This is a genomic window from Luteibaculum oceani (assembly GCF_007995015.1).
Classification (GTDB): Bacteria; Bacteroidota; Bacteroidia; order Flavobacteriales_D; family Luteibaculaceae; genus Luteibaculum; species Luteibaculum oceani.
On record NZ_VORB01000003.1, the window covers coordinates 275,082 to 297,052 of the forward strand.

The following is a 21,971-nucleotide window of genomic DNA, read 5'->3' on the forward strand; positions in this document are numbered from 1 at the left end:
AATATTTTTAGGTGGATAGCTAGACCTTTAGTCTAGTACCTCGCCTTTTGCATTTTCGAATTTATAAACCAAAAATGGCAATGTAGTGTCTGGAATAATTTTAATCCAAAGCTTATACATGGAGAACCATTTTCTTTGAAACTTAAATAAATTCCTTTTCAAATAAGCCTCGATATAAGGATGAACCCTAAGTCGAATTTTACTTGGTTTATACTCTTGCATAAGGTACGCAAGGGTTGTTTCAATATCTTCTGCAAACAAAACAGAAGGTTGTATTTCACCCGTTCCGTTACATGTTGGGCAAGACTCTGAGGTGTTAATCTCAATTTCTGGCCTTACCCTTTGACGGGTAATTTCCACAACTCCGAATTTACTTGGAGGTAGAATATGATGCTTAGCCTTATCGGGTTTCATGCACTCAATAAGCTTATCAAAAAGCTTCTTTTGATGTGCACTTTCCATCATATCGATAAAGTCTACACAAATAATTCCACCCATATCTCTAAGGCGAATAACCCTAGCTATTTCTTCGGCGGATTCCATGTTAGTTTCCAAGGCGTTTTGCTCTTGATTTTCCGATGATGAACGGTTTCCACTGTTCACATCAATCACGTGCATGGCCTCGGTATGCTCTATAATCAAATAGGCACCACTTTTAAGCATGATTTTTTTCCCAAAAGCAGCTTTAATCTGCTTATGAACTCCGAATTGCTCAAAAATTGGCAGACTTCCTTTATAGTGTTTTACGATACTCTCCTTTTCAGGAGCCTTTTTCTTAATGTAAGATTTAATTTGATCGTAAAGCGCATCATCATTTACTTGAATGCTATTAAAATCGGCATTCAATAAATCTCTCAGAATAGCAGATGTTTTATTGATCTCGCCGAGCACCCTCATTGGGGCTTTGGCATTCCTCAGATTTTCGAAAGTTTTTTTCCATCTCGCCACCAAATCGCGCAAATCGGCATCCAGTTCGGCCACCTTTTTCTTTTGCGCCACGGTTCTTATGATGACACCAAAATTATCCGGACGGATACTTTGCATCAACCTTCTTAATCTATCTCGCTCCTGGGAATCTCTTATTTTTTGAGAAATAGAGATTTTGTTGGAGAAAGGAACCAGAACAATATATCTACCGGCAAGTGTTATTTCACAACTTAGCCTAGGTCCTTTGTTTGAGATGGGCTCCTTAGCAACTTGCACAAGGATGTTATCTCCAGAAGAAATTACATCAGTAATTTTTCCCTCTTTTTCAATTTCATTCTCCTCCGGAAAATTCTCGAGTAGATGGGTGTTTAATTTTCCCTTTTGTGCCTTTTGCGTAAAGCTATTAAAGGTACGATACATTGGGCCGAGATCGAGATAATGCAGGAAGGCATCTTTTTCGTAACCTACCTCAACAAAAGCGGCATTTAAACTAGGTACCACTTTTTTAACTCTACCCAAATACAAATCACCCACCGAGAACTTCTCACTGCCTTTTTCGCTGTGAAGCTCGGTAAGCACTTGATCCTTTAATAACGCAATTTCTACTTCACCATGACCGGAATCGATTACTAAATCGTAAGTCACGTCTTTAAAGTTTGCGTTAAAACAGCTTAAGCCGGAACATTGAGTCTGCCCGGCTAACCTGTATTACTACATCAAAAGCAAAAAATTACTTCTTCTTCTTGTGACGGTTTTTACGTAGTCTTTTCTTACGCTTGTGCGTAGCCATCTTATGTCTCTTTCTTTTCTTTCCGCTTGGCATAGCTTTAAATTTTAAAGATTAATAATTGTATTTCTAAACTGGTTTAAAGTTTCTCTTAAAGTAGAATCTTGAGCCACCTCAAGACCCTCAGTCAAAATCGATTTAGCCCTCTCTAGGCTATCTATACTTGCGTAACACAAGGCGTGGTAGTAATAGGCATCTTCGTATTTATCAAATCCACCTACTTCTTTAACCGTGTTAAATCTGTTTACTCCTTTTTCCCATTGCTGCGATTGCACCGAAAATAAACCCAACTGATAATTCGCTTCCAAGTGTTTAGGATCCTCCGCCACAACCTCTTGAAGCAATTTAATTCCAGCCATAGGTTGATTCCCAAACTGAACCAAAGCAACAGCTTTACTTACCTTTTCATCAAGTGAATTAACTTGCTGGTTGGTCTTTGGAGTAGCAGGCAAAAAGTAAATAGCTAAACCAATAGCAACGCAAAAAATTAATGCACCTATTTTAAGGATGGAGTTATTCAAGACTTAACTTTATTCTTTACAGAATCGACAAAAGTTTTTGCCGGTTTAAATGAAGGCACATGATGCTCAGGGATAATAATTGCCGTATTCTTAGCAATATTTCTACCCGTTTTTTGTGCTCTCTTTTTTACCACGAAAGAACCGAAACCTCTAAGGTATACGTTCTTACCCTCCTCTAGTGAACCCTTTACAGAATTCATGAAAGCCTCAATTGCCGTTTGTACAGCTATTTTCTCGATACCGGTTTGGTCAGAAATCTCGTTCACCAAATCCGCTTTTGTCATGCTATTTTTCTCCGAATCCAAACTCCTACCTTTTTTAATTTTGGGGTGCGAAGATACGCTTTTTCAGTTAACGCACTTTAAATCAGCTCTATAATTCTACTTTTTTCATGAAAAGTCATTCGAACCTAAATTTTTCATCGACCCTATGCAGTTGGTACCTAAAAAACAAGCGCGATTTACCCTGGCGATCTTCCAAGAATCCCTATAACGTTTGGTTATCTGAAATTATTCTTCAACAAACCAGAGTAGAACAAGGAATGCCATATTATTTCAGGTTTATAGAGCTTTTCCCAACTGTTTACGACCTAGCCAAAGCACCAGAAGAAACTGTTTTGCGAGCCTGGCAAGGCTTGGGTTATTACTCTCGAGCCAGAAACCTTAGAAAATGTGCCCAAATGGTGGTAGAAAAATTCCATGGAGAGTTCCCAGGTAACTACCAATCCTTGCTATCGTTACCGGGAATTGGTCCATACACTGCAGCAGCCATAGCATCTATATGCTTTGGGCAGCAAAAAGCTGTAGTTGATGGAAATGTTATTAGGGTAATAACCCGACTTTTTGCCATCGACGAGGATGCGACCACCGGAACTACCCAAAAAATAATTCAAGAAAGGGCCGATTCACTGCTCGAGAACGAAACACCAGGAAACCATAATCAAGCAATGATGGAGCTCGGGTCCCTGATCTGTAAACCGAAAAATCCAGATTGCCCCAATTGCCCTGTTAGCGATTATTGTGAGAGTAAGTTGGATGGAAAAGCCGAATCTCGCCCCCTAAAATTGAAAAAAACTAAGGTAAAAGACCGCGTTATAAATTACTTCGCCTATATAGATTCAAATGATATGTTGTTGGTTAAAAAAAGAACCAATAAAAAAGACATCTGGTTCGGGATGTACGACTTCCCAGAAGAAGCCGTTGACAAAACCAATGTAGTGGCCGAACCCCATTTACTTGAAGGAAAAGAAATGGTCCAATTTCAACTTAAGGATCACAAACTTTCCCACCAAACAATTAAGACAAATTTGTGGTTGATAGCATGTAAGGAAGTACCTTTGTCGAACGATTATTCGAGGGTGTCATTAAAGGATTTTTTAGAGCTACCCAAACCGAAATTAATCAGTGATTGTTTAGCCCTTATAAACGATCAAATGCATAAATAGCTGAATATTTTTTCCTATCTTATTATAGTATTAACCCCTAAAACTTTTTGCATATGGCAGGAGTAAACAAAGTAATTTTAATTGGAAACTTGGGAAAAGACCCCGAGGTAAGAACCCTTTCCAATGGGTCTAAACTCGCTAAGTTTTCCCTAGCAACCAATGAGAGTTACAAAACCAAAGATGGTAATTGGAATGACCGCACCGAGTGGCACAATATTACCATGTGGAGAAACTTAGCTGAAAGGGCTGAGAAAAATTTAACCAAGGGTACCCAAATCTATGTCGAGGGGAAGCTACGTAACAATAGCTACCAAGATCAAGAGGGGCAAACCCGCTATATTACCGAGGTTGAAGTTGAGTATTTTACTATTTTAGGCAACCGAAACCAGGACGGAAATCAATCACCGAAACCAAGTAATGAAAGTGCCCCTGTTGCAGAGGCTGTTGAGGTTACTGAAGTAAGTGAAGATGATGACCTTCCATTTTAAATTTTAATTCTTGGAGAATTCGATACTCGAAATTTCCTCTATCCTACCATCCTTACAAGAAATTGATTCAGGATTAATAATAGCACTGTTAGTAACGGTGCTATTACTTTTTTCCTCGGCCCTAATTTCTGGATCAGAGGTGGCTTATTTCTCATTAAGCCCAGGTGACATTGAAGAATTAAAATATGAAAACAGCCCTAGATCTAACAAGGTACTGGAATTGCTTTCTAAGCCAAGAACTCTTTTGGCTTCCATTTTAATTGCCAATAACTTTATAAACATCGGAATTGTGCTGCTTTCGACTGTTGTTCTTAACGGCGTATTCCTTTTCGACAATGAAATTATTGCCTTTGTTGTACAGGTGGTAATAGCAACCTTGCTCATTCTTATTTTTGGAGAAGTTATCCCTAAGGTTTTTGCTTCATATCAAGCCAAGGGTGTAGCGATTAGACTTAGCGGCCTTTTGAATATTTTATGTACCATATTCAACCCCTTAAGTAAAGTACTTGTAAGTAGCACCGGCTATCTAGAAAGTCGATTCACTCCAAAGTCAAACAATATATCTGTGGATGAATTGGAGCAAGCTCTCGATCTAACCGAAGACGAACAAAGCAATGAAGAAGAACAGCGAATTTTAAGAGGAATTGTAAAATTCGGAAACACAGAAGTTCGGCAGATTATGACTGCGCGGGTGGATGTGATAGCAGTGGATATCAGTTTTGAATATCCTCAACTCTATAAAACCATTATGGATTCTGGATACTCCAGAATCCCCGTATTTGAAGATAATTTCGACAATATTAAAGGCATTTTATACATTAAGGACCTTTTGGATTTTTTAGACCAAGAAGCCCCAGACTGGAAAAGCCTAATAAGAGAACCCTATTTTATTCCTGAAACCAAAAAGATTGTTGATTTATTAAAGGAGTTTCAAGAACGCAAAATTCACATGGCAGTTGTTCTAGACGAATACGGAGGAACCATGGGAATCATTACGCTTGAGGATGTGGTTGAAGAAATAGTTGGAGACATCTCTGACGAATTTGATGACGATGAATTGGTGTATTCCAAAATAGATGATAACACCTACGTTTTCGAAGGAAAAACTCAATTAGTTGATATCTATAAAATTCTGGAAATAAGCGGAGAAGAATTTGAGGCGGCCAGCGGAGATAACGGAACCATTGCAGGGTTTGTAGTTGAAATGGCTGGTAAAATCCCGATGAAAAACGAAAAGTTCAACTTCGGAAACTGCACCCTAACCGTTGAAGCTGCAGATAAAAGAAAAGTAAAGCGCGTAAAACTTCGCATTAATAATGACGACAAAAACGAATAGGCTTTGCCAACTGGGAGTTGGGCTATTTTTATCTATAATTTTCATCGGGTGTGGGGGCAATCCCACACCCAAACCTAGGGGGTTTATTCGTATTGATTTCCCTGAAAAACAGTATAAGGTTACCAGTTTGCCCTGTCCATATCAATTTGAAATCCCGGCCTATAGCGGATTTAAAAAATTAGATCGCGAATGTGATTACGTATTGTGGTTTCCAAGATTTAAAGCAGAGGTATACTTAAATTACAGACCCATTAATGCTGAAAACCCGCTACAGGGCTACCTAGATGAAATGCACAAGCTCGCATATCAACATCAGGTAAAAGCAAGTGCTATTAATGCGAAGACAAGAGAGTTTTCGGAGGAAAGCAAATTTGTTTTGGAATATGAAATTGAGGGAAATGTTGCCTCATCATACCAATTCTGTGTTACTGATTCCACCTCCCATTTTTTGAGAGGTGCCTTGTTTTTTAGATCTCGCCCCAACCAAGACTCGCTTAGGCCTGCTACCAATTTCATTAAGCAGGATATAGATCACATCATCAAAACACTTGAGTGGAAGCCTTAACTAGATTTGGCTAAAAACACTTTTCTTTTTCCTTGATATCCCGTAAAAATCAGAAAATTCTCTCCCTTAGGACGAAGGGATAGCTGGCTTTGAATCTGATCGGCTGAAAGACCAAAACCCTTGGAAATTACATGTAAATCAGATTTCCCAAAGCGTTTCTTCAGTTTCTTTATAGTGCTAGGAACCTCTTCTATTACCTCAAATTTCCGAAAAGCCTGCGTATTTAACTCCGCATTAGTCATCCACAAATCTGACCCCAAGTCTTCAGCCTCTGTCAAGTTGGGCATTAATTTTGCCCACCCCATTTTGTTTAGTGCTGGTCTGGGCACATAAATAAATCGGCTAGCACTGGGGGTAATTTGAGTTTGCTCTATTTCATTTTGACTATAGGAATGAATTGTACCATTCGGGCGTTGAATAAAAACAATTCGGTTTTGGAGTTTCGCCTTTTGTTCCATAGTTATTACCAAAAGCACTTCCTTTAACTCGGTTCCCACTTCTAAGACCAAAAAACAAGATCCACAATTTTCAGGTAGCTGTTCTCTTACCCAAGTTAAATCGTCCATGGGTGATAATTTTAACATCAAACCCAGGCAATTTCTGTGAATAACCCAATCTATAAGAGCCTTCGGATTGGGGCTTTGACCCTCCCACCCCAAAATTCGATTGTGCCCTTCTCTTCTCATTGGATCCGCATAAACCCACTTGTTTTTATAAAAAGATGGTGGCTTATCTCTATAGTCGGAGGAGGAGGAATCTATCTCTAGGCCCAATTTTTGAAAATTGTATTGCGCTATTTTCTGAAGTGCCGCATCTATTTCAATGTGAGTTACCTTCGGTATACTTTCCGAAAAATAAATAACATCAATTCCCCACCCACCGGTAACATCCACAATATTTTCAACCTCCAGATCGGCCAAAAATTGGGTTTTAAATTTGGCTGTAAACTCCGATGAACACTGTTCAACATTATTCTTATCCGGAAAAACTAATCCACGTGAAAAATCTAATCCAGGCGCTTTGCTTTTAATTTTCCTGTAACTCTTAACCTGCTGAACCAAAAGTTTTGGTGGAAGATCAAACATTTCCTTTCCCGATAACAGTAGGTGGTTTAACTCCTTCTCCGACACCACCTCGTACCAATCAATTACCTCTTGATTCGAAAGATGATTCCAAAGATTGTTATGTTGTGTTATGAATTCGTTCAAGGATAAATGCTTAGAGTTATAACCTTACTTTCGCCTTGGCAAAGCTGGCAATAAAATGGATAAGACCGAAAAGAAAATGCTTTGGGTATTGGCTGCTATTCAGTTTACCCATATCATGGATTTCATGATAATGATGCCATTGGGCGACCGCCTAATGGAAGCCTTCGGTATCAGCCCAGCACAGTTTAGTCTCATAGTCTCTGCCTACACACTTTCTGCTGGTATCACAGGGTTTGCTTCCGCATTTTTCATTGATAAATACGATAGAAAAAAAGCCTTATTGCTTTTATACATAGGATTTACCTTTGGAACTTTGTGTTGTGCAATTGCCCCCTCCTACGAGCTATTGTTGGTTGCCAGAACTGTAACCGGAGCATTTGGGGGTGTAGCAGGGGCAATGATTTTAACCATCATTGGTGACACCATTCCTTTAGCACGTAGATCGGCAGCCATGGGCTTTGTAATGGCAGCATTTTCGGCATCCTCAGTATTTGGAGTACCCTTTGGATATTACCTAGCGGAAATTTCCAGTTGGCATGCGCCATTTTACTTACTGGCCGCTATGGGTGGTGTAATTACACTGGGCTTAGTAAAGTTTATACCCCCGATTAGAGGACACCTTGAAGGAAAGGTAGAGAAGAACCGTCGCTTAAGAGTACTAACCAATGTTATTGGGGATCGCAACCAACTCCGCGCCCTACTGTTTATGGTTTTACTTATGCTGGGGCAGTTTACAATTATACCATTCATTGCTCCATACATGGAGCGAAACGTAGGTTTCGAGGGTACCGAAATCACCTTAATTTACCTTTTGGGAGGTGCGGTTACCATATTCACCTCTCCCAGGATTGGAAAATTAGCCGATAAAATTGGAGCCCATAAAACGTACTTAATTTTTGCGCTGATCAATCTAATTCCCATTCTGCTTATAACACACCTACCTAGATCTCCCATTGGCTATGCTCTAGCAATTACGAGTTTATTTTTCGTTACCTCCGGGGGAAGATATATTCCAGCTCAAACGCTTATGACAGGAGTGGTTAAGGCAGAGAATCGAGGGAGCTTTATGAATATAATAAGCTCTGTGCAACAATTGGGAGCGAGTTTATCCAGTCTTATAGCTGGATTAATCGTTGTGGAGTCTGTAGGTGGAAAGGCTCTGGTTGGTTACAACTATGTAGGATATATTGCCGTTTTCGCGTCGCTTTTAGCTGTTTACACCTCCCGATTTATAGTTTCCAAAAATTAGAAAGGCCTCCTGAAATTCTGTACTGTCCTTCCTCAAGATTGTCGTGCTCAGATCAATAGAGAGCATAATTTTATCCATAAAAAAAGGCCGTCTATTTTCGTAGACGACCTTTAAAAGAAATGATTAATTATAACCTATTATTGAGGATTATTTCCAGAATTATTGTTGTTGTTATCAGAATTATCTCCGTCTCCGGTTCCAATTTTACCTTTAAACTTCAACTTAAAAGCAACGTCAACTGTGTAATCGTTTCCAGTTTGATTAACCCCTTTAAAATCTAGTTTAGCAAAAAGCTTTCCGTTAGATTTAAGCATGTTTAATGCTGCGTTAATGTTGTTAATAGGGAAATCTGTAATCGTCTTAGGGTTCTCTAATACAAGATCCTCTAGAGTAACAAAACCAGTTCCAAATGGAGCTACTTGAAAAATTTCTTGACCATCAACAGAACCAGCAAGAAGAGTTACCACTGCCTGTGCACCAACTTGATTTAAATCTTGGTTAGGGGTGATGCTCTTAATATTTACTTCAACTCCTTCTACTTTAAGCTCTTTAAGTTTGTCTAGGTTCTCTTCAAGATCCGCCTCAATAGAAGCGTCAATAGAGTCAATGGTTAGTACAATAACGGTATCAGCAGAAGCTGGAATTTCGTATGTTCTCTCAACCACCTGATCAAAAGGTACATCAAACTCCAAATTCGCTTCCTCACAAGCGGTAAAGCCAGCCGCAAAGGCTAACAACATTCCAAAAAATCCAAACTTTTTCATAATTCTATATATGTAAGCCTACAAAGTTAGGCTTTTCCCACATAATTTAACATTCATTAGTTCACTTTTCGATTATGTGCGCTAATTCTAGGTTTGGCATACATTCGAAAGGATACTTGTAAATACTGTATTAAAAGTAAAAGAGCCCCAAGCTGGTGCAGGGTTCCCCAAAACACAGAAACATCTCCACTATTAGCGTCAATCAAGGTTATAATACCCAAAAGCACCTGTGCAATTACTATGATTGAAATCCAAAACCAACTGCGCCCTGAAATTCCCTGAGTTTTTAGTTTATAAGCAAGAAACAAGGTAATCCCAGCAACTATAAGTGCTAAATTTCTGTGGATAAATTGAACTCCATCTTTATGGTCTGTGAAATTTTGCCAGAAAGAATCGAAGGGCGCTACGTTCTCAGGAATAATACGACCATTCATTAAAGGCCAAGTATTATATATGGTGCCTGCGTCTAATCCTGCTGTAAATGCTCCATAAATGATTTGCAAGCCCAGGAGGCTGAATCCAAGAAGTAATATTCTTTTGGTACTGATTGGGAAAATATCTACTGGCTCTAGATCCTTTGTTCTTGTTTTAACAATTAAGTAGGTCCAGTAGACATAGCAGAATAAAGTAAAGGCTGCAGAAAGGTGAATAGCTAGACGATAATGGCTAACATCGGGATTTTCGGAAAGTCCACTGCTAACCATAAACCAACCTAGGGATCCTACGGCACCTCCACCTAGCAAGATCCAAATTCCTCTTTTCTTGAGTTTTGCATCGAAATAACCTTTACGCCAAAAAATAACAAAGGGTATAAAAAACACGAAGCCCATTAACCTCCCCCAAAGGCGGTGAATGTATTCCCAAAAATAGATCCACTTAAAATCACTAATGGTAAAATGAGCGTGTCTTAATTGATATTCGGGAATTTGCTTGTATTTATCAAAAGCTTCCTCCCATTGCGCTTCGTTAAGCGGTGGAATGGTACCCTTGATCACATTCCATTCTGTAATGCTTAATCCAGAATCGGTTAAGCGAGTAATTCCACCAATCATAACCATAACGGTTATCATCACACACCCGGTAATTAACCAGGTTTTAACTGGGTTTAGGGATTTTATATTCGGCATGTTATTTCAAAAAAAAAGGCTCCTCGTAAGAGAAACCTTTGAAAATGATCAATTGTTTAGAAGCACTATCTGAAAATTGCTCTATTTAAAACCTCAAAAATGTTCGGCAAACTTGGAAGAGAGATTTTTTTATCCAATTTGTTTTCCTCTGCATTTTTAATTTCTTCTTCCTCGTCGCTTACCTCCTCGAATGAAGTTTCAGTAACAACTATTTCTATGGAGTTAACTCTATATTGTCCGTTGTTCAATTTTTCAATTGCCGCAACTAGTTCTTTTTCGGTAACCTTTTTAGCATCGAAATCTACTTCAGCTAATCCTGCTTTATTTTCTGGATTGAAAGAAACATCGGCCATGCTAACTCCGTCAAGTTTCTTAAGGCTATTCTTAATTAACCCTCCACACATAACCTCGCAAGACATTCCTTTAACGCCCAACTTAGCAATGCTAGAAGTGTTATCGCCCTTAACGTAGCTGTATTTCACCTCAACAGGATCGCTATGAACATCTGCACTTTCGGTAGAGCTACAACCTAAAATTAAGGCCGATAAAATAAGAGACAAAAAGATTCTCATAATCTAAAACTTTGCACAAAAATAAGATAATATTTGCCACGCAATTGGAGTTAACAAAATTTACGCGGTGAAAAGTGCGGGTTGGATTGCCTCTAGGCTAGGATTACTAGCCGCAATTTGGGGCTCATCATTTATATTAATTAAGCGAGGATTATACAACGCAACTGGTGATGTGGTTTTTACGGGATTTCAGGTTGGCTTTCTACGAATTACACTTGCAGCGCTTGTTCTTCTTCCCTTCGCACTTAGATCTTTTAAAAAGGTAAAGAAAAAAGAGTGGGTCCCGCTTATCGTTGCTGGATGCGTTGGAAATGGCATGCCTGCCTTATTATTTGCAATTGCGCAAACTAAAATCAATAGTGCCTTAGCCGGTGTATTAAATAGCCTCACACCTTTTTTCACACTTATAATAGGTATGGTATTTTTTGGCGTTGTTGCCTCGGGAAGAAAATACCTTGGAGTAATTCTGGGATTGCTCGGAGCAATTGGCTTAATCCTATCCCAGTCTAATTTCTCCTTCCAACTAGATCAGGTTGGAGGATATAGCCTATTAGTTTTAGCAGCCTGCCTTTGCTATGCGAGCAGTGTAAATATTATTAAGACCTATTTAAAAGATCTAAGGCCGGTTGAAATCACATCCATTTCTTTTGCGATAATGTTGCTTCCCTTCTTATCGGGAGTTTATTTTACAGATGTCCCCGGAGTATTATCGGATGTAGATGGCGCTTGGTTTTCTTTTTTATGTATTTCCATTTTAGGAGTTTGTGGTACGGCCTTAGCGGTAATTCTCTTTAATCACGTAATAAAAGAAACTTCAGCATTAACGGCCAGCTCAGTTACCTACTTAATTCCTATAGTCGCAGTAATATGGGGAGTGGTAGATGGGGAAGCCTTTACCTTATTGGATTTACTGTTTTCTTTAGTAATTATTTCTGGAGTTTACTTAGTTAATTCAAAAAAAACTTGAGTGTAATAAAAAAGTGATTATCTTTGCCCTCCCTTAAAGAAAGGAAGAGATGTACGCGATTGTTGATATTGCTGGACAACAGCTAAAAGTAGAGAAGGATCAGAAGTTATTTGTTAACCGCCTAGAAGGTAGTGAAGGTGACAAGTTAAACTTTGATAATGTGCTTCTAGTGGACAAAGATGGAGAGACCACGATAGGTGCACCTAAAGTAGATGGAGCTTCAGTAGAAGTTGAAGTACTTCAGCACTTAAAAGGTGACAAAGTAATCGTTTTCAAGAAGAAAAGGAGAAAAGGTTACAGAGTGAAAAATGGTCACCGTCAGTCACTAAGTGAAATTAAAATTACAGGAATTAACGCATAATATTTTATTGCCATGGCTCATAAGAAAGGTGTCGGTAGTTCGAAGAACGGTAGAGAATCAGAAAGTAAACGACTAGGAATTAAAATATTCGGAGGTCAAGCTGCCAAAGCAGGGAATATTATAGTACGTCAGCGTGGAACTAAGCACCACCCTGGAGCAAACGTAGGAATGGGTAAAGACCATACTCTTTTTGCTTTAGAGAGCGGAACTGTAGTATTCAGAAAGACAAAAAATAATAAGTCGACTGTTTCAGTAGAAGCTGCAGAAAACTAAGCTTCTTTCTTTATAATTTTAAAAAGCTCCACTATTTTCGTGGGGCTTTTTTTATATACATACCTTAACAAGCCCAAAATGTTAGAAATTCCATACATAAGACAAAATAAGGATCAGGTTATCAAAGCCTTGCAAAAAAGAGGTATTGATGCAAGTGCCGACATTGACAACTTGATATCTGCCGATGATAGAAGGAAAGAGTTCCAGGTAAAAACCGACGGAATCCAAGCAGAAATCAAAAGCTTATCTAAAAGTATTGGTGGTCTATTTAAAGAGGGAAAAACTGAAGAAGCCAACCAACAAAAAGAACGTGTGGCTTCTTTAAAGGAAGAACTAAACGCAATAAAAGAACAGGCACAACAAAACGAAGATGCCATTAAAAAGCATCTATACGATTTACCAAATGCTCCCCATGACTCTGTTCCCCCTGGAAAATCGGACGCAGACAATGAAGTTATTTCTGAGAACAAATCAGAAATAAATCTTCCAACTAACGCAAAGCCTCATTGGGAATTATGCGAAGAGCATAATCTTATCGATTTTGAATTGGGTGTTAAAATTACGGGAGCAGGGTTTCCTGTTTACCGTGGAAAGGGAGCAAAACTTCAGCGTGCGCTAATCCAATATTTTTTGGATAAGGCCGACCAGGCTGGCTACGAGGAAATGATTCCTCCTCACGTAGTTAATGAGGCTTCTGGAATTGGTACTGGACAATTACCTGATAAAGAGGGGCAGATGTACCACGTAGGTACCGATGATCTTTATTTAATCCCCACTGCAGAAGTTCCACTAACCAATGTTTACAGGGATGTTTTAATAAAAGACGACAAAGAACTCCCCATAAAAATTTGCGGTTACACCCCTTGTTTTAGAAGAGAGGCAGGTTCATACGGAAAGGATGTTCGTGGACTAAATAGACTGCACCAATTCGATAAGGTGGAGATTGTTCGTATTGAAAAACCAGAAGATTCATTCAACGCACTTGATGAAATGATTTCGCATGTAGAAAACATCCTTAAGGAGTTGGAACTTCCCTACAGAATACTGCGCCTTTGCGGTGGAGACTTAGGGTTTGCCAGTTCCATAACATACGATTTCGAAGTTTATTCTGCAGCCCAAGAAAGATGGTTAGAAGTGAGTTCCGTTTCCAACTTTAAAAGCTTCCAATCTAACCGATTAAAGCTTAGATTTAAAAACCAAGAAGGAAAAAACACCCTGCTTCATACCCTAAATGGTAGTGCATTGGCTTTACCAAGAATTTTGGCAGCCATACTGGAAAACTACCAAACTGAAGACGGTATTAATATTCCTAAAGTACTACAACGCTATGTTGGATTTGAAAAAATTTAAAGCTTCTGCCCTTAAGCTAAGCGCTTTTGTTTTCTGTATAATCATCGCCATTGGATGCGAAGACCCGCGCTTTGCCAAAGCAGAAGAAAAGGTGCAATCTTTTAGGCAAAAACTAAACGGATACAAGAACCAATTCGAAAATATCGATACGGTTAAGCTTAATGAAATTGCGAATACTGTAGCAAAAGGCATAGATAGCATCGAAACCATGGCGTTAACACAAAATTGGATTTTAGATAAAGAAGAAGCCGAATTCCTAACCAATTACAAATCCATTGCTAAGCCAACCGCAAACCTTATTGAAAAGGCACAGATTTTAAAAAGCGATTTACTTTATTCAGAAAAGCAGTTAGCCACCTTGCAAACCGACATCCAAAATCGCTCACTTCCTATAGATTCTATCTTGGTTTACCTTGATAAAGAGGAGAAAGCATTAAGAGTTATTGGAGCTTCTACACAAAATATGTTAGAAGGTAGGAGATTATTGGTAGATCGTTTTCAAGAACTGCACCCACAATATACTTATTACGTTAATCGTATTACTACCGAAAAGTAGCCTATGCGATACCTTTTTCTTTCAATTTTTATTATTCTTTTTTCCTTGCCTGGAATTGCGCAGCAAACTGATCGTGAGTTTGCCGAGTATTATTACCAGCAAAAGGAATTTGAAAAAGCCGAGTTATATTTCTCAAAACTCTATGAAGAAAAGGGGGGATTATTCTATTACACACGTTTACTTACCTGTTTAGAACAGCAAGAATCTTGGGATAAGGCCATAGAGCTGGTTAAGGACTGGATTAAAAAAGAGCAAAGTCAAACAGGACAAGAATATTTCGATCTCGCCATTTTGTATCACAAAACTAAGGATGAGAAACAGCGAGATAAATTCCTCGAAAAAGGATTAGATGAGTTAAAATACAATCGTGGGACAGTTAGTACTGTGGGTAGAAAGCTGGAATCTGCCGCCCTATACAGGTGGGCAAAATCACTGTATCTGAATGCTCGCGAAAAGGATAATCAATATGGTTATCACCTAGAATTAGCTGGTCTTTATGGAGTTCAGGGTGAAACAAAAGCCATGGTTGAAGCCTACGTTTCTCTTGTCCAAGAAAACCCAGCATATCAAAACTCCATTCAATCGGCTTTAATAAGATATTTAAGCTTTACAGAAGACGAGGATCAAGCAGAACTTTTAAGGCAAATCCTAATTGAACGGGTTCAAAAGAATCCAGACAATAAATCTCTCAACGAATTACTGATCTGGTATTACTATCAAATGTCCGACTTTGCGCCTGCTTTTGCCCAAGTTCGTGCATTAGATATGCGCTACAAAGAAGGTGGAGGACGCGTTTTAGATTATGCCCAACTCGCTGCTCGCAATGGGGAATATGGAGCTGCATATCGAGCTTACGATTATTTACTAGAGACCTACAAGGATGAAAAAACCCAATTATTGGTCTTAACTGAGCGTGCAAAAGCCGCCTACCTTGAGTTACAAAATATACCACACACCAAACCAGAAGATGTTGCCAGGGTTCGTGATGCCTTCGATTTGGCGGTAAACACCTTGGGAGAAAATCCAACAACCGCATCACTCCTTATAGATTATGCCGATTTCACCTTAAAATATGGTGCTGGAGAAAATGCAGCCATGTCGCTTTTAGAAAAGGTAATTGAAATGCCTAATCTTTACAAAAAGGTAGTGGCTTTAGCCAAACTAAGGCTTGGCGATATACTTCTTATCAAAGGCGAAATTTGGGATGCCGCTTTACTCTACGGCCAGGTGGATAAGGATTTTAAAGAGGATGAATTAGGTTCTGAAGCGCGGTTGAGAAATGCCAAAATTGCATTCTACACTGGGGACTTTGCATGGGCCCAAGCTCAATTGGATATCCTAAAAGCAGCAACTTCAGATTTAATTAGCAATGATGCTATTGAATTGTCCCTATTGATTTCCAATAATTTTAATTTGGATACCGTAACGGAACCCCTTGAGTTGTATGCCGCGGCAGATTTATTGATCGTACAAAACAAGCTTGATCAAGCAGACTCTATACTTACCAAGCTCACCAATAAGTACCCTAGACACTCTTTAACCGATGAAGTTTATATGGCGCGTTATAAGATGGCCATGAAAGGGGAAAATTACGATATGGCATTGTCCTACCTTAAAAAAATTATAGATGAGCATCCAACCGATTTACTTGGCGACAATGCCTTATACCTGATGGCAGAGCTCTACTTGAATAAAATGAATAACGAGGAAGAGGCTACCAAGCTTTACGAAAGAATTCTTCTAGAATTTCCTGGTAGCCTATTTTCCATAGACGCTCGTAAAAAATACCGTCGATTACGAGGAGATATACAATTTGAAGGATAGGTAATTATGGAAAAAATAATTTACAACGTAACTGTAAACATAGACCATGATGTGCATGACGATTGGGTTTCATGGATGAAAGAAGTTCATATTCCCGATGTTATGGCTACCAAATGTTTTCTTGAAAGTAGATTTTGCAATGTCCTTTCAGATCATGAACAGGGTGGTGTTACCTATTCAATTCAGTACTTAGCTGCTAGCGAAGCTGATTTAAATCGCTACCAAAAAGAGTTTGCTCCAAAACTTCAGCAGGAACATACTGCCAAATACAACGGGAAATTTGCAGCCTTTAGAACGCTTTTAAAAATGGTTGATCAATTTTAATGGGAGTAAAAGCAAAAAAACACCTTGGGCAGCACTTCCTTGCAGATGCCAGCATTGCAAAAGCTATTGCCGATGCTATCCCATCAAATTTAGTTTCTAATATCCTAGAAGTGGGACCGGGAACCGGTGCCCTAACCCAACACTTGTTCTCTAGAGATGAAAAATTGGTGCTATCTGAAATAGACCGAGAATCGGTAGCCTACCTAGATGAAAATTTTGTAGATCAACAGTTTGAAATTGTTCAAAAAAGTTTTTTGGATGCCGATTGGGAATCTTGGATAGACGGACCATTTGTTGTGTGTGGAAATTTCCCGTACAACATTTCCAGTCAAATTGTATTTAAAATCCTAGAGATGAAAGCAGCAGTTCCATGTGCTGTGGGAATGTTTCAAAAAGAAGTTGCGGAAAGAATTTGTGCGGGACCGGGATCCAAAACTTATGGTGTAATTTCTGTTTTAACCCAGGCCTATTATCACTGCGAGTATCTATTTACTGTTCCTGAGAATGTTTTTATTCCACCTCCAAAAGTAAAATCAGGGGTGCTGCGCATGACAATTAAAGAAAGTCCCATTACCTGCGACCATCAAAAATTTAGACAAGTTGTAAAGGCCACTTTCAACCAAAGAAGAAAGACCATTAGAAACGGCTTAAAATCTTTGGGCGCAGAAATTCCAGACAACGAATATTTGCAGAAAAGACCTGAGCAATTAAGCGTTGAAGATTTCGAAGATTTGACTAAAATTATTTTCCCCGGTTAGACCTGAGATCGAATTATTACCTTAGCCCACACAAGATACAGGGCTATGGCAATAGAAATTACCCGCAGTTTTATAGACGATATAAAGAGTGCTATACACGATGGTAACGATACCTATCTATCGAGCTTAGTTAGTGAACAGCACCCTGCGGATATTGCCGATATTTTTTACAAGTTAGGCTTTAACGAAGCTGACTACCTATTAAAAATCCTAGATAACGAAAAGGCAGCAGAAGTTCTTATTGAATTAGATGAGGAGCTTAGGGATAAGCTTATTGGTTTAAGAACATCGAAGGAAATTGCTGAAATAGTTATAGAGCACATCGATTCTGATGATGCGGCGGACGTTATTGCAGAACTTCCAGAACAAAAGAAGGAGGAGGTTTTAACCTTACTTCAGGATGTAGGGCAGGCTTCAGACATTGTAGATCTCCTTACCTATGATGAGGACTCTGCAGGAGGGTTAATGGCAAAGGAGCTTATAAAGGTGAATCTTGAATGGGATTTGGCCTACGCGCTGCGAGAAATGCGAAAACAAGCCGAAAACCTAGACGAGGTGTACACCATTTATGTGGTGGATGAAAAAAACCGCTTAAAAGGAACGCTCTCTCTCAAAAAAATGCTCTTTAGTTCATCCCTAAAAGCGAAAGTAAAAGACATTTTTAATGAGGAAAACTTGCACTTTGCCTACGCTCAGGATACTAGTGAAGCGATTGCCCAAATCATGCGTAAATACGACTTGGTGGTTCTCCCGGTTTTGGATGAAAATATGACTCTTCTAGGTAGGATTACCATTGATGACGTGGTGGATGTTATTCAGGAAGAAGCTACGGAGGATTACGCATTAGCATCGGGTTTATCCGAAGCCGTTGAAAGTGATGATAAAGTTTGGGAAGTAACTCGAGCTAGAATTCCATGGCTATTAATTGGACTAGCTGGTGGGATATTAGTTTCTCAGGTTATAGGCATTTACGAACACCAATTAGCTATAAACCCAGTTCTGGCGTTCTTTATTCCTTTAATTGCCGCTATGGGTGGAAATGTTGGGGTGCAGTCCTCTGCGATTGTAGTACAAGGATTAGCTAGTCAGGACAATCCTATTGGAGGTTTAATGGGACGACTGTGGAAAGAACTTAAGGTTGCATTTATAAATGCCGCAATTTGTAGTGTACTTGTTTTGGCTTACAGCTTAGTTGCCAACCCAAATCCAGAATTAGGCTACACCGTAGCTGTTTCGCTTTTCGCCGTAATAATTATTGCCAGTTTATTTGGAACACTGATTCCCCTTTCCTTAAACTTTTTGAAAATTGACCCAGCATTGGCAACGGGCCCATTTATAACCACTGCAAATGACATCTTGGGGCTTATCATTTATTTTATGATTGCCAAAGCCATTTACGGAATCTAAATAAGATTATCCGCTTCTAATAATTCAATTAACTGATTGGAGGTTACGGGCTTTACTACGAATTTGTTCACCTCCGAATATTCTCCTGCCCTTTTCTCATCTCTTCGATCCACAGATGAGGTAATCATGTATATGGTAATTTGCTCCGTTATTAGGTCTTTCATTTTTTTAAACTCATCTAAAAATTCCCATCCATTCATAATAGGCATATTGATGTCTAAAAAAACAACCTTTGGAATTACCACATCACCTAATTGGGGTAGGTTATCCTGAAGATACTGAATTGCCTCCTTGCCATTCTCGAATGACAACACAGACTTTTCTTGCTCAAGAATTTTATTTAGCTGAGCTTTTAAAATGTGTCTAAAAAGTTGATCGTCATCTATTATCGCGAATCCGGTATAAGGCATCAGGTTGTGTTTTCTATCTCAAATAAATAAAATTACCAGAACTGAGTGTTAATCCTTTCTTAAAACATTAAGTTGGTCGACATTAATCATTATGGAGCAGGAGATATTATTCATAGACAAAGTTCATCCTTCACTAGAAGAACGGCTTACAAATGAGGGCTTTAACTGTGTGGATGTTAGTAGGGTTTCCTATTTAGATTTAAAGAAATCTTATACCAATGCTATTGGACTGGTAGTGCGCAGCCGGGTGCCAATGAACGTCGAACTAATATCCACCTTTCCCAAACTTCAATTCATTGCCCGCTTTGGTGCTGGAATGGAAAATATCGATTTAAAATATTGCCAAGAAAAAGGAATTAAATGCTTTAAAGCTCCTGAGGGAAACATGACGGCCGTTGCCGAACATGCCATGGGGATGGTCCTATCACTTTTAAACCACTTTCCCCGTGCCACGAACGAAGTAAAAAATGGCATTTGGTTAAGAGCAGAAAATAGGGGAACAGAATTGGAGTCACTAACCGTAGGAATAATTGGATATGGTTACATGGGTTCTGCCCTCGCGAAAAGACTAAGTTCTTTTGGATGTGATATTTTAGTAAACGATCCCTACAAAGAAGTAACGGACAATTTTGTTAAACAAGTAGACCTAGACACCATTAAAAGGGAGTGTAACATAATTAGCCTGCACCTTCCTCAAAGCGATGAAACCCTGGGTTACATCTCCAAAATATTTATCCAAGAAATGCTTAATCCTTTCTATCTAATTAATACAGCGCGTGGAAAACACGTTGTAAGCGAAGATTTACTTGCGGGATTGCAAAGTGGTAAAATTCTCGGTGCAGCATTGGATGTTTTAGATAGAGAAAAAGCATCTTTTGAAGGAATTAAAAAAGATGCCGTTTTAAGTCAATTATTGCGTTTAAACAACGTAATTATTACCCCTCATATAGCGGGGTGGACTCACCAATCCAACCAAAAGATGGCCGATATATTACTAGATCAAATTTTGTCTATTTACAAATAAACCGGACGGTAGATCTAGTTTTTTGCTCCACCAAAATTTCCTTGCCGCGAGTAAGTTGATCAATGACCTCTTGATTAAAATGGCGGATGGTAATTAATTCGGCCCCATCGTTATACAACACCTTATACCGGTTTTTCAACTCCTCGATAAGTGGCTCCAAGTTGCAATTTCCATCAACCGCAGCTGTAAAGCTTATCGCTGAGTTTTGCATGAGATTAATTGAGATCTGATGTTTATGAAAGGCCGCGAATAAGTCGGTGAGGTGCTCTTCAACTACAAAAGAAAAATCTCGAGTACTTATGGATAATAACTTTTGATTAGGTTTGATAATGAAGGAAGGGATATCGGTATCGAAGTGCTCGGTTTGATGGATTTTAGACCCCTTTTCCTTTGGAGATAAAAAAGGTTTAATATAAAGCGGAATACTTTTATTCTGAAGTGGCTTTACCGTTTTGGGATGAATTACTGATGCCCCGTAATAGCTTAACTCCAAAGCCTCCTTGTAGCTAATTTCCTCCAACTTTACAGTGGACTCGAACAAACGAGGATCGGCATTAAGCAAGCCGGGCACATCTTTCCAAATGGTTAATGCACTAGCATTGGAGCAAAAGGCCAAAATTGCACCAGAAAAATCAGAACCTTCCCTTCCGAGAGTGGTAACATGTCCTTCTTCTGTTCCACCCACAAATCCTTGTGTTATTTTTATTTTATCCGGGTAAGTATGGTTAATGCTGGTAACTTTTTCGGCTGTTTTTTCCCAAACAACATTGGCTTTTTTAAAGTTTCTATCGGTACGGACAATCTTGCTTGCATTTAACCATTGTGCCGGTAACTTTCTGAAATTTAGATATTGATATACGATGCGGGTAGAAACCATTTCCCCGAAGGAAACAACTGCATCGTAATTAGCCGCCTGGTTATCCGATGGATCCTCTTTTACAAGTTTTTCGAGGGCCTTAAAGTACTCGTTAACGTCGTTAATTACGGGCTCGCAAGAAAGGCCTGTAAATGCCCCTTTAATTATTTCGTGATGTTGGTTGCGGATTACACTTATTTTCTCGGAAGCTTCTGCAGTATTCCCTCGGTGCCATGCATCGAAAACTTCCTCTAGAGCATTGGTGGTTTTCCCCATAGCAGACACCACCACCCACAAGTTATTACCACCGTGCTGAGCAATAATATCTCCAAGGTTTATCACCCCTTTTGCATCCTTAACCGATGCGCCTCCGAATTTATATACCTCCATTTAAAATTCTTGTAAAATCCTTTGGAAAAAGCTTTCCATTTATCCACTCTGGATCTAAATCTGCTTGGTACTTTTTATAAAAATTAATTGCCGGTTCGTTCCAGTCTAACACCTGCCATTCCATGCGTTGGCAATTCCAATCGCTTGCAGTTTTCACTACAGATTCAAATAACATCGCTCCTATCCCTTTGCGTCTATACGGTTCGCTAACACACAGATCCTCCAGGTACAGTGCTTTACCTTTCCAGGTGGAATATTTTTTATAGAACAGAGCAAATCCAACTATATTTTCTTGCTCACAAGCTACAATACAGGAAAACCAATTGTTAGTAGAAAAGCCATCATTTTTAAGGGTAGTAGTATCTATTGCCACCTCCTGAGGAGCATTTTCGTATAAAGCCAATTCTTTAATTAGACCCAAAACCTGATCCATATCTTCCACTTTCGCGGGTCTAATCCTTATCTCTTCGCTCATTTACCCCT

25 protein-coding genes are annotated in these 21,971 nt (G+C 39.1%); 15 read left to right on the plus strand and 10 right to left on the minus strand.

Annotation, left to right across the window (positions count from 1 at the left end; translation table 11 throughout):
* Positions 1 to 27 precede the first annotated feature (27 nt).
* From FRX97_RS04620 to FRX97_RS04630, 3 genes are all read right to left on the minus strand, one after another.
* On the minus strand, positions 28 to 1,572 hold the full coding sequence (locus FRX97_RS04620) for an Rne/Rng family ribonuclease (protein ID WP_147013878.1): 1,545 nt from the start codon (positions 1,570 to 1,572) through the stop codon (positions 28 to 30).
* A 189-nt stretch (positions 1,573 to 1,761) separates the two neighbouring features.
* Positions 1,762 to 2,235, minus strand: coding sequence for a tetratricopeptide repeat protein (locus FRX97_RS04625; RefSeq protein ID WP_147013880.1), 474 nt, complete (start codon positions 2,233 to 2,235; stop codon positions 1,762 to 1,764).
* The gene (locus FRX97_RS04630; RefSeq protein WP_147013945.1) at positions 2,232 to 2,519 is read right to left on the minus strand and encodes an HU family DNA-binding protein; all 288 of its coding nucleotides are present in this window, start codon (positions 2,517 to 2,519) and stop codon (positions 2,232 to 2,234) included. The genes FRX97_RS04625 and FRX97_RS04630 overlap by 4 nt, the downstream gene beginning before the upstream one ends.
* Positions 2,520 to 2,626: 107 nt before the next feature.
* On the opposite strand from FRX97_RS04630, the gene mutY reads away from it, so the two are divergent.
* Genes mutY through gldD form a run of 4 tightly spaced genes read left to right on the plus strand, consistent with a single transcriptional unit; the run spans position 2,627 to position 6,068 of the window.
* Positions 2,627 to 3,679, plus strand: a complete 1,053-nt coding sequence (gene mutY, locus FRX97_RS04635; RefSeq protein WP_147013882.1) for an A/G-specific adenine glycosylase — start codon at positions 2,627 to 2,629, stop codon at positions 3,677 to 3,679.
* Between the two features lie 53 nt (positions 3,680 to 3,732).
* Positions 3,733 to 4,167, plus strand: coding sequence for a single-stranded DNA-binding protein (locus FRX97_RS04640; protein ID WP_147013884.1), 435 nt, complete (start codon positions 3,733 to 3,735; stop codon positions 4,165 to 4,167).
* A 10-nt stretch (positions 4,168 to 4,177) separates the two neighbouring features.
* On the plus strand, positions 4,178 to 5,503 hold the full coding sequence (gene gldE, locus FRX97_RS04645) for a gliding motility-associated protein GldE (protein WP_223266561.1): 1,326 nt from the start codon (positions 4,178 to 4,180) through the stop codon (positions 5,501 to 5,503).
* Complete coding sequence (gene gldD / locus FRX97_RS04650; protein ID WP_147013886.1) at positions 5,484 to 6,068, plus strand: gliding motility lipoprotein GldD; 585 nt, start codon at positions 5,484 to 5,486, stop codon at positions 6,066 to 6,068. Before gldE ends, gldD begins: the two co-directional genes overlap by 20 nt.
* Here the strand turns inward: gldD and FRX97_RS04655 are convergent.
* Positions 6,065 to 7,276: a THUMP-like domain-containing protein gene (locus FRX97_RS04655; protein ID WP_147013889.1), complete on the minus strand. Its 1,212-nt coding sequence runs from the start codon at positions 7,274 to 7,276 to the stop codon at positions 6,065 to 6,067. The genes gldD and FRX97_RS04655 overlap by 4 nt on opposite strands.
* Before the next feature lie 55 nt (positions 7,277 to 7,331).
* Between FRX97_RS04655 and FRX97_RS04660 the strand changes: the two genes are divergently transcribed.
* A complete protein-coding gene (locus tag FRX97_RS04660) occupies positions 7,332 to 8,525 on the plus strand; it encodes an MFS transporter (protein ID WP_147013891.1) in 1,194 nt (397 codons plus the stop codon).
* A gap of 137 nt (positions 8,526 to 8,662) precedes the next feature.
* Here FRX97_RS04660 and FRX97_RS04665 read toward each other — a convergent pair whose 3' ends face one another.
* The 3 genes from FRX97_RS04665 to FRX97_RS04675 form a co-directional block, all read right to left on the minus strand.
* On the minus strand, positions 8,663 to 9,289 hold the full coding sequence (locus FRX97_RS04665; RefSeq protein ID WP_147013894.1) for a hypothetical protein: 627 nt from the start codon (positions 9,287 to 9,289) through the stop codon (positions 8,663 to 8,665).
* A 56-nt stretch (positions 9,290 to 9,345) separates the two neighbouring features.
* Positions 9,346 to 10,416, minus strand: a complete 1,071-nt coding sequence (locus tag FRX97_RS04670) for a COX15/CtaA family protein (RefSeq protein WP_147013896.1) — start codon at positions 10,414 to 10,416, stop codon at positions 9,346 to 9,348.
* 65 nt (positions 10,417 to 10,481) lie between these two features.
* Positions 10,482 to 10,988, minus strand: a complete 507-nt coding sequence (locus FRX97_RS04675) for a heavy-metal-associated domain-containing protein (RefSeq protein WP_147013898.1) — start codon at positions 10,986 to 10,988, stop codon at positions 10,482 to 10,484.
* A 67-nt stretch (positions 10,989 to 11,055) separates the two neighbouring features.
* Between FRX97_RS04675 and FRX97_RS04680 the strand changes: the two genes are divergently transcribed.
* The 9 genes from FRX97_RS04680 to mgtE all read left to right on the plus strand — a co-directional run bounded on the left by FRX97_RS04680 (position 11,056) and on the right by mgtE (position 18,808).
* The gene (locus FRX97_RS04680) at positions 11,056 to 11,955 is read left to right on the plus strand and encodes a DMT family transporter (RefSeq protein ID WP_147013900.1); all 900 of its coding nucleotides are present in this window, start codon (positions 11,056 to 11,058) and stop codon (positions 11,953 to 11,955) included.
* A 49-nt stretch (positions 11,956 to 12,004) separates the two neighbouring features.
* A complete protein-coding gene (rplU, locus tag FRX97_RS04685; protein WP_147013903.1) occupies positions 12,005 to 12,316 on the plus strand; it encodes a 50S ribosomal protein L21 in 312 nt (103 codons plus the stop codon).
* A gap of 12 nt (positions 12,317 to 12,328) precedes the next feature.
* A complete protein-coding gene (gene rpmA, locus FRX97_RS04690; RefSeq protein WP_147013905.1) occupies positions 12,329 to 12,589 on the plus strand; it encodes a 50S ribosomal protein L27 in 261 nt (86 codons plus the stop codon).
* A 78-nt stretch (positions 12,590 to 12,667) separates the two neighbouring features.
* The gene (gene serS, locus FRX97_RS04695) at positions 12,668 to 13,939 is read left to right on the plus strand and encodes a serine--tRNA ligase (RefSeq protein ID WP_147013907.1); all 1,272 of its coding nucleotides are present in this window, start codon (positions 12,668 to 12,670) and stop codon (positions 13,937 to 13,939) included.
* Positions 13,926 to 14,495, plus strand: coding sequence for a hypothetical protein (locus FRX97_RS04700; protein ID WP_147013909.1), 570 nt, complete (start codon positions 13,926 to 13,928; stop codon positions 14,493 to 14,495). The genes serS and FRX97_RS04700 overlap by 14 nt, the downstream gene beginning before the upstream one ends.
* Positions 14,496 to 14,498: 3 nt before the next feature.
* Positions 14,499 to 16,319: a tetratricopeptide repeat protein gene (locus FRX97_RS04705; RefSeq protein ID WP_147013911.1), complete on the plus strand. Its 1,821-nt coding sequence runs from the start codon at positions 14,499 to 14,501 to the stop codon at positions 16,317 to 16,319.
* A gap of 6 nt (positions 16,320 to 16,325) precedes the next feature.
* Entirely contained in the window at positions 16,326 to 16,643 is a 318-nt protein-coding gene (locus FRX97_RS04710; protein WP_147013913.1) for a DUF4286 family protein, read from the plus strand.
* A complete protein-coding gene (rsmA, locus tag FRX97_RS04715; RefSeq protein ID WP_147013915.1) occupies positions 16,643 to 17,401 on the plus strand; it encodes a 16S rRNA (adenine(1518)-N(6)/adenine(1519)-N(6))-dimethyltransferase RsmA in 759 nt (252 codons plus the stop codon). Before FRX97_RS04710 ends, rsmA begins: the two co-directional genes overlap by 1 nt.
* A gap of 45 nt (positions 17,402 to 17,446) precedes the next feature.
* Positions 17,447 to 18,808: a magnesium transporter gene (gene mgtE, locus FRX97_RS04720; RefSeq protein WP_147013917.1), complete on the plus strand. Its 1,362-nt coding sequence runs from the start codon at positions 17,447 to 17,449 to the stop codon at positions 18,806 to 18,808.
* Here mgtE and FRX97_RS04725 read toward each other — a convergent pair.
* Positions 18,805 to 19,218, minus strand: a complete 414-nt coding sequence (locus FRX97_RS04725; RefSeq protein WP_147013919.1) for a response regulator — start codon at positions 19,216 to 19,218, stop codon at positions 18,805 to 18,807. The genes mgtE and FRX97_RS04725 overlap by 4 nt on opposite strands.
* A 91-nt stretch (positions 19,219 to 19,309) precedes the next feature.
* Between FRX97_RS04725 and FRX97_RS04730 the strand changes: the two genes are divergently transcribed.
* On the plus strand, positions 19,310 to 20,242 hold the full coding sequence (locus FRX97_RS04730) for an NAD(P)-dependent oxidoreductase (protein ID WP_147013921.1): 933 nt from the start codon (positions 19,310 to 19,312) through the stop codon (positions 20,240 to 20,242).
* Here FRX97_RS04730 and FRX97_RS04735 read toward each other — a convergent pair.
* Together FRX97_RS04735 and FRX97_RS04740 are read right to left on the minus strand one after the other, a co-directional pair.
* Entirely contained in the window at positions 20,229 to 21,488 is a 1,260-nt protein-coding gene (locus FRX97_RS04735) for an aspartate kinase (protein ID WP_147013923.1), read from the minus strand. The genes FRX97_RS04730 and FRX97_RS04735 overlap by 14 nt on opposite strands.
* Entirely contained in the window at positions 21,475 to 21,963 is a 489-nt protein-coding gene (locus FRX97_RS04740; RefSeq protein WP_147013925.1) for a GNAT family N-acetyltransferase, read from the minus strand. The genes FRX97_RS04735 and FRX97_RS04740 overlap by 14 nt, the downstream gene beginning before the upstream one ends.
* Between the last annotated feature and the right edge of the window lie 8 nt (positions 21,964 to 21,971).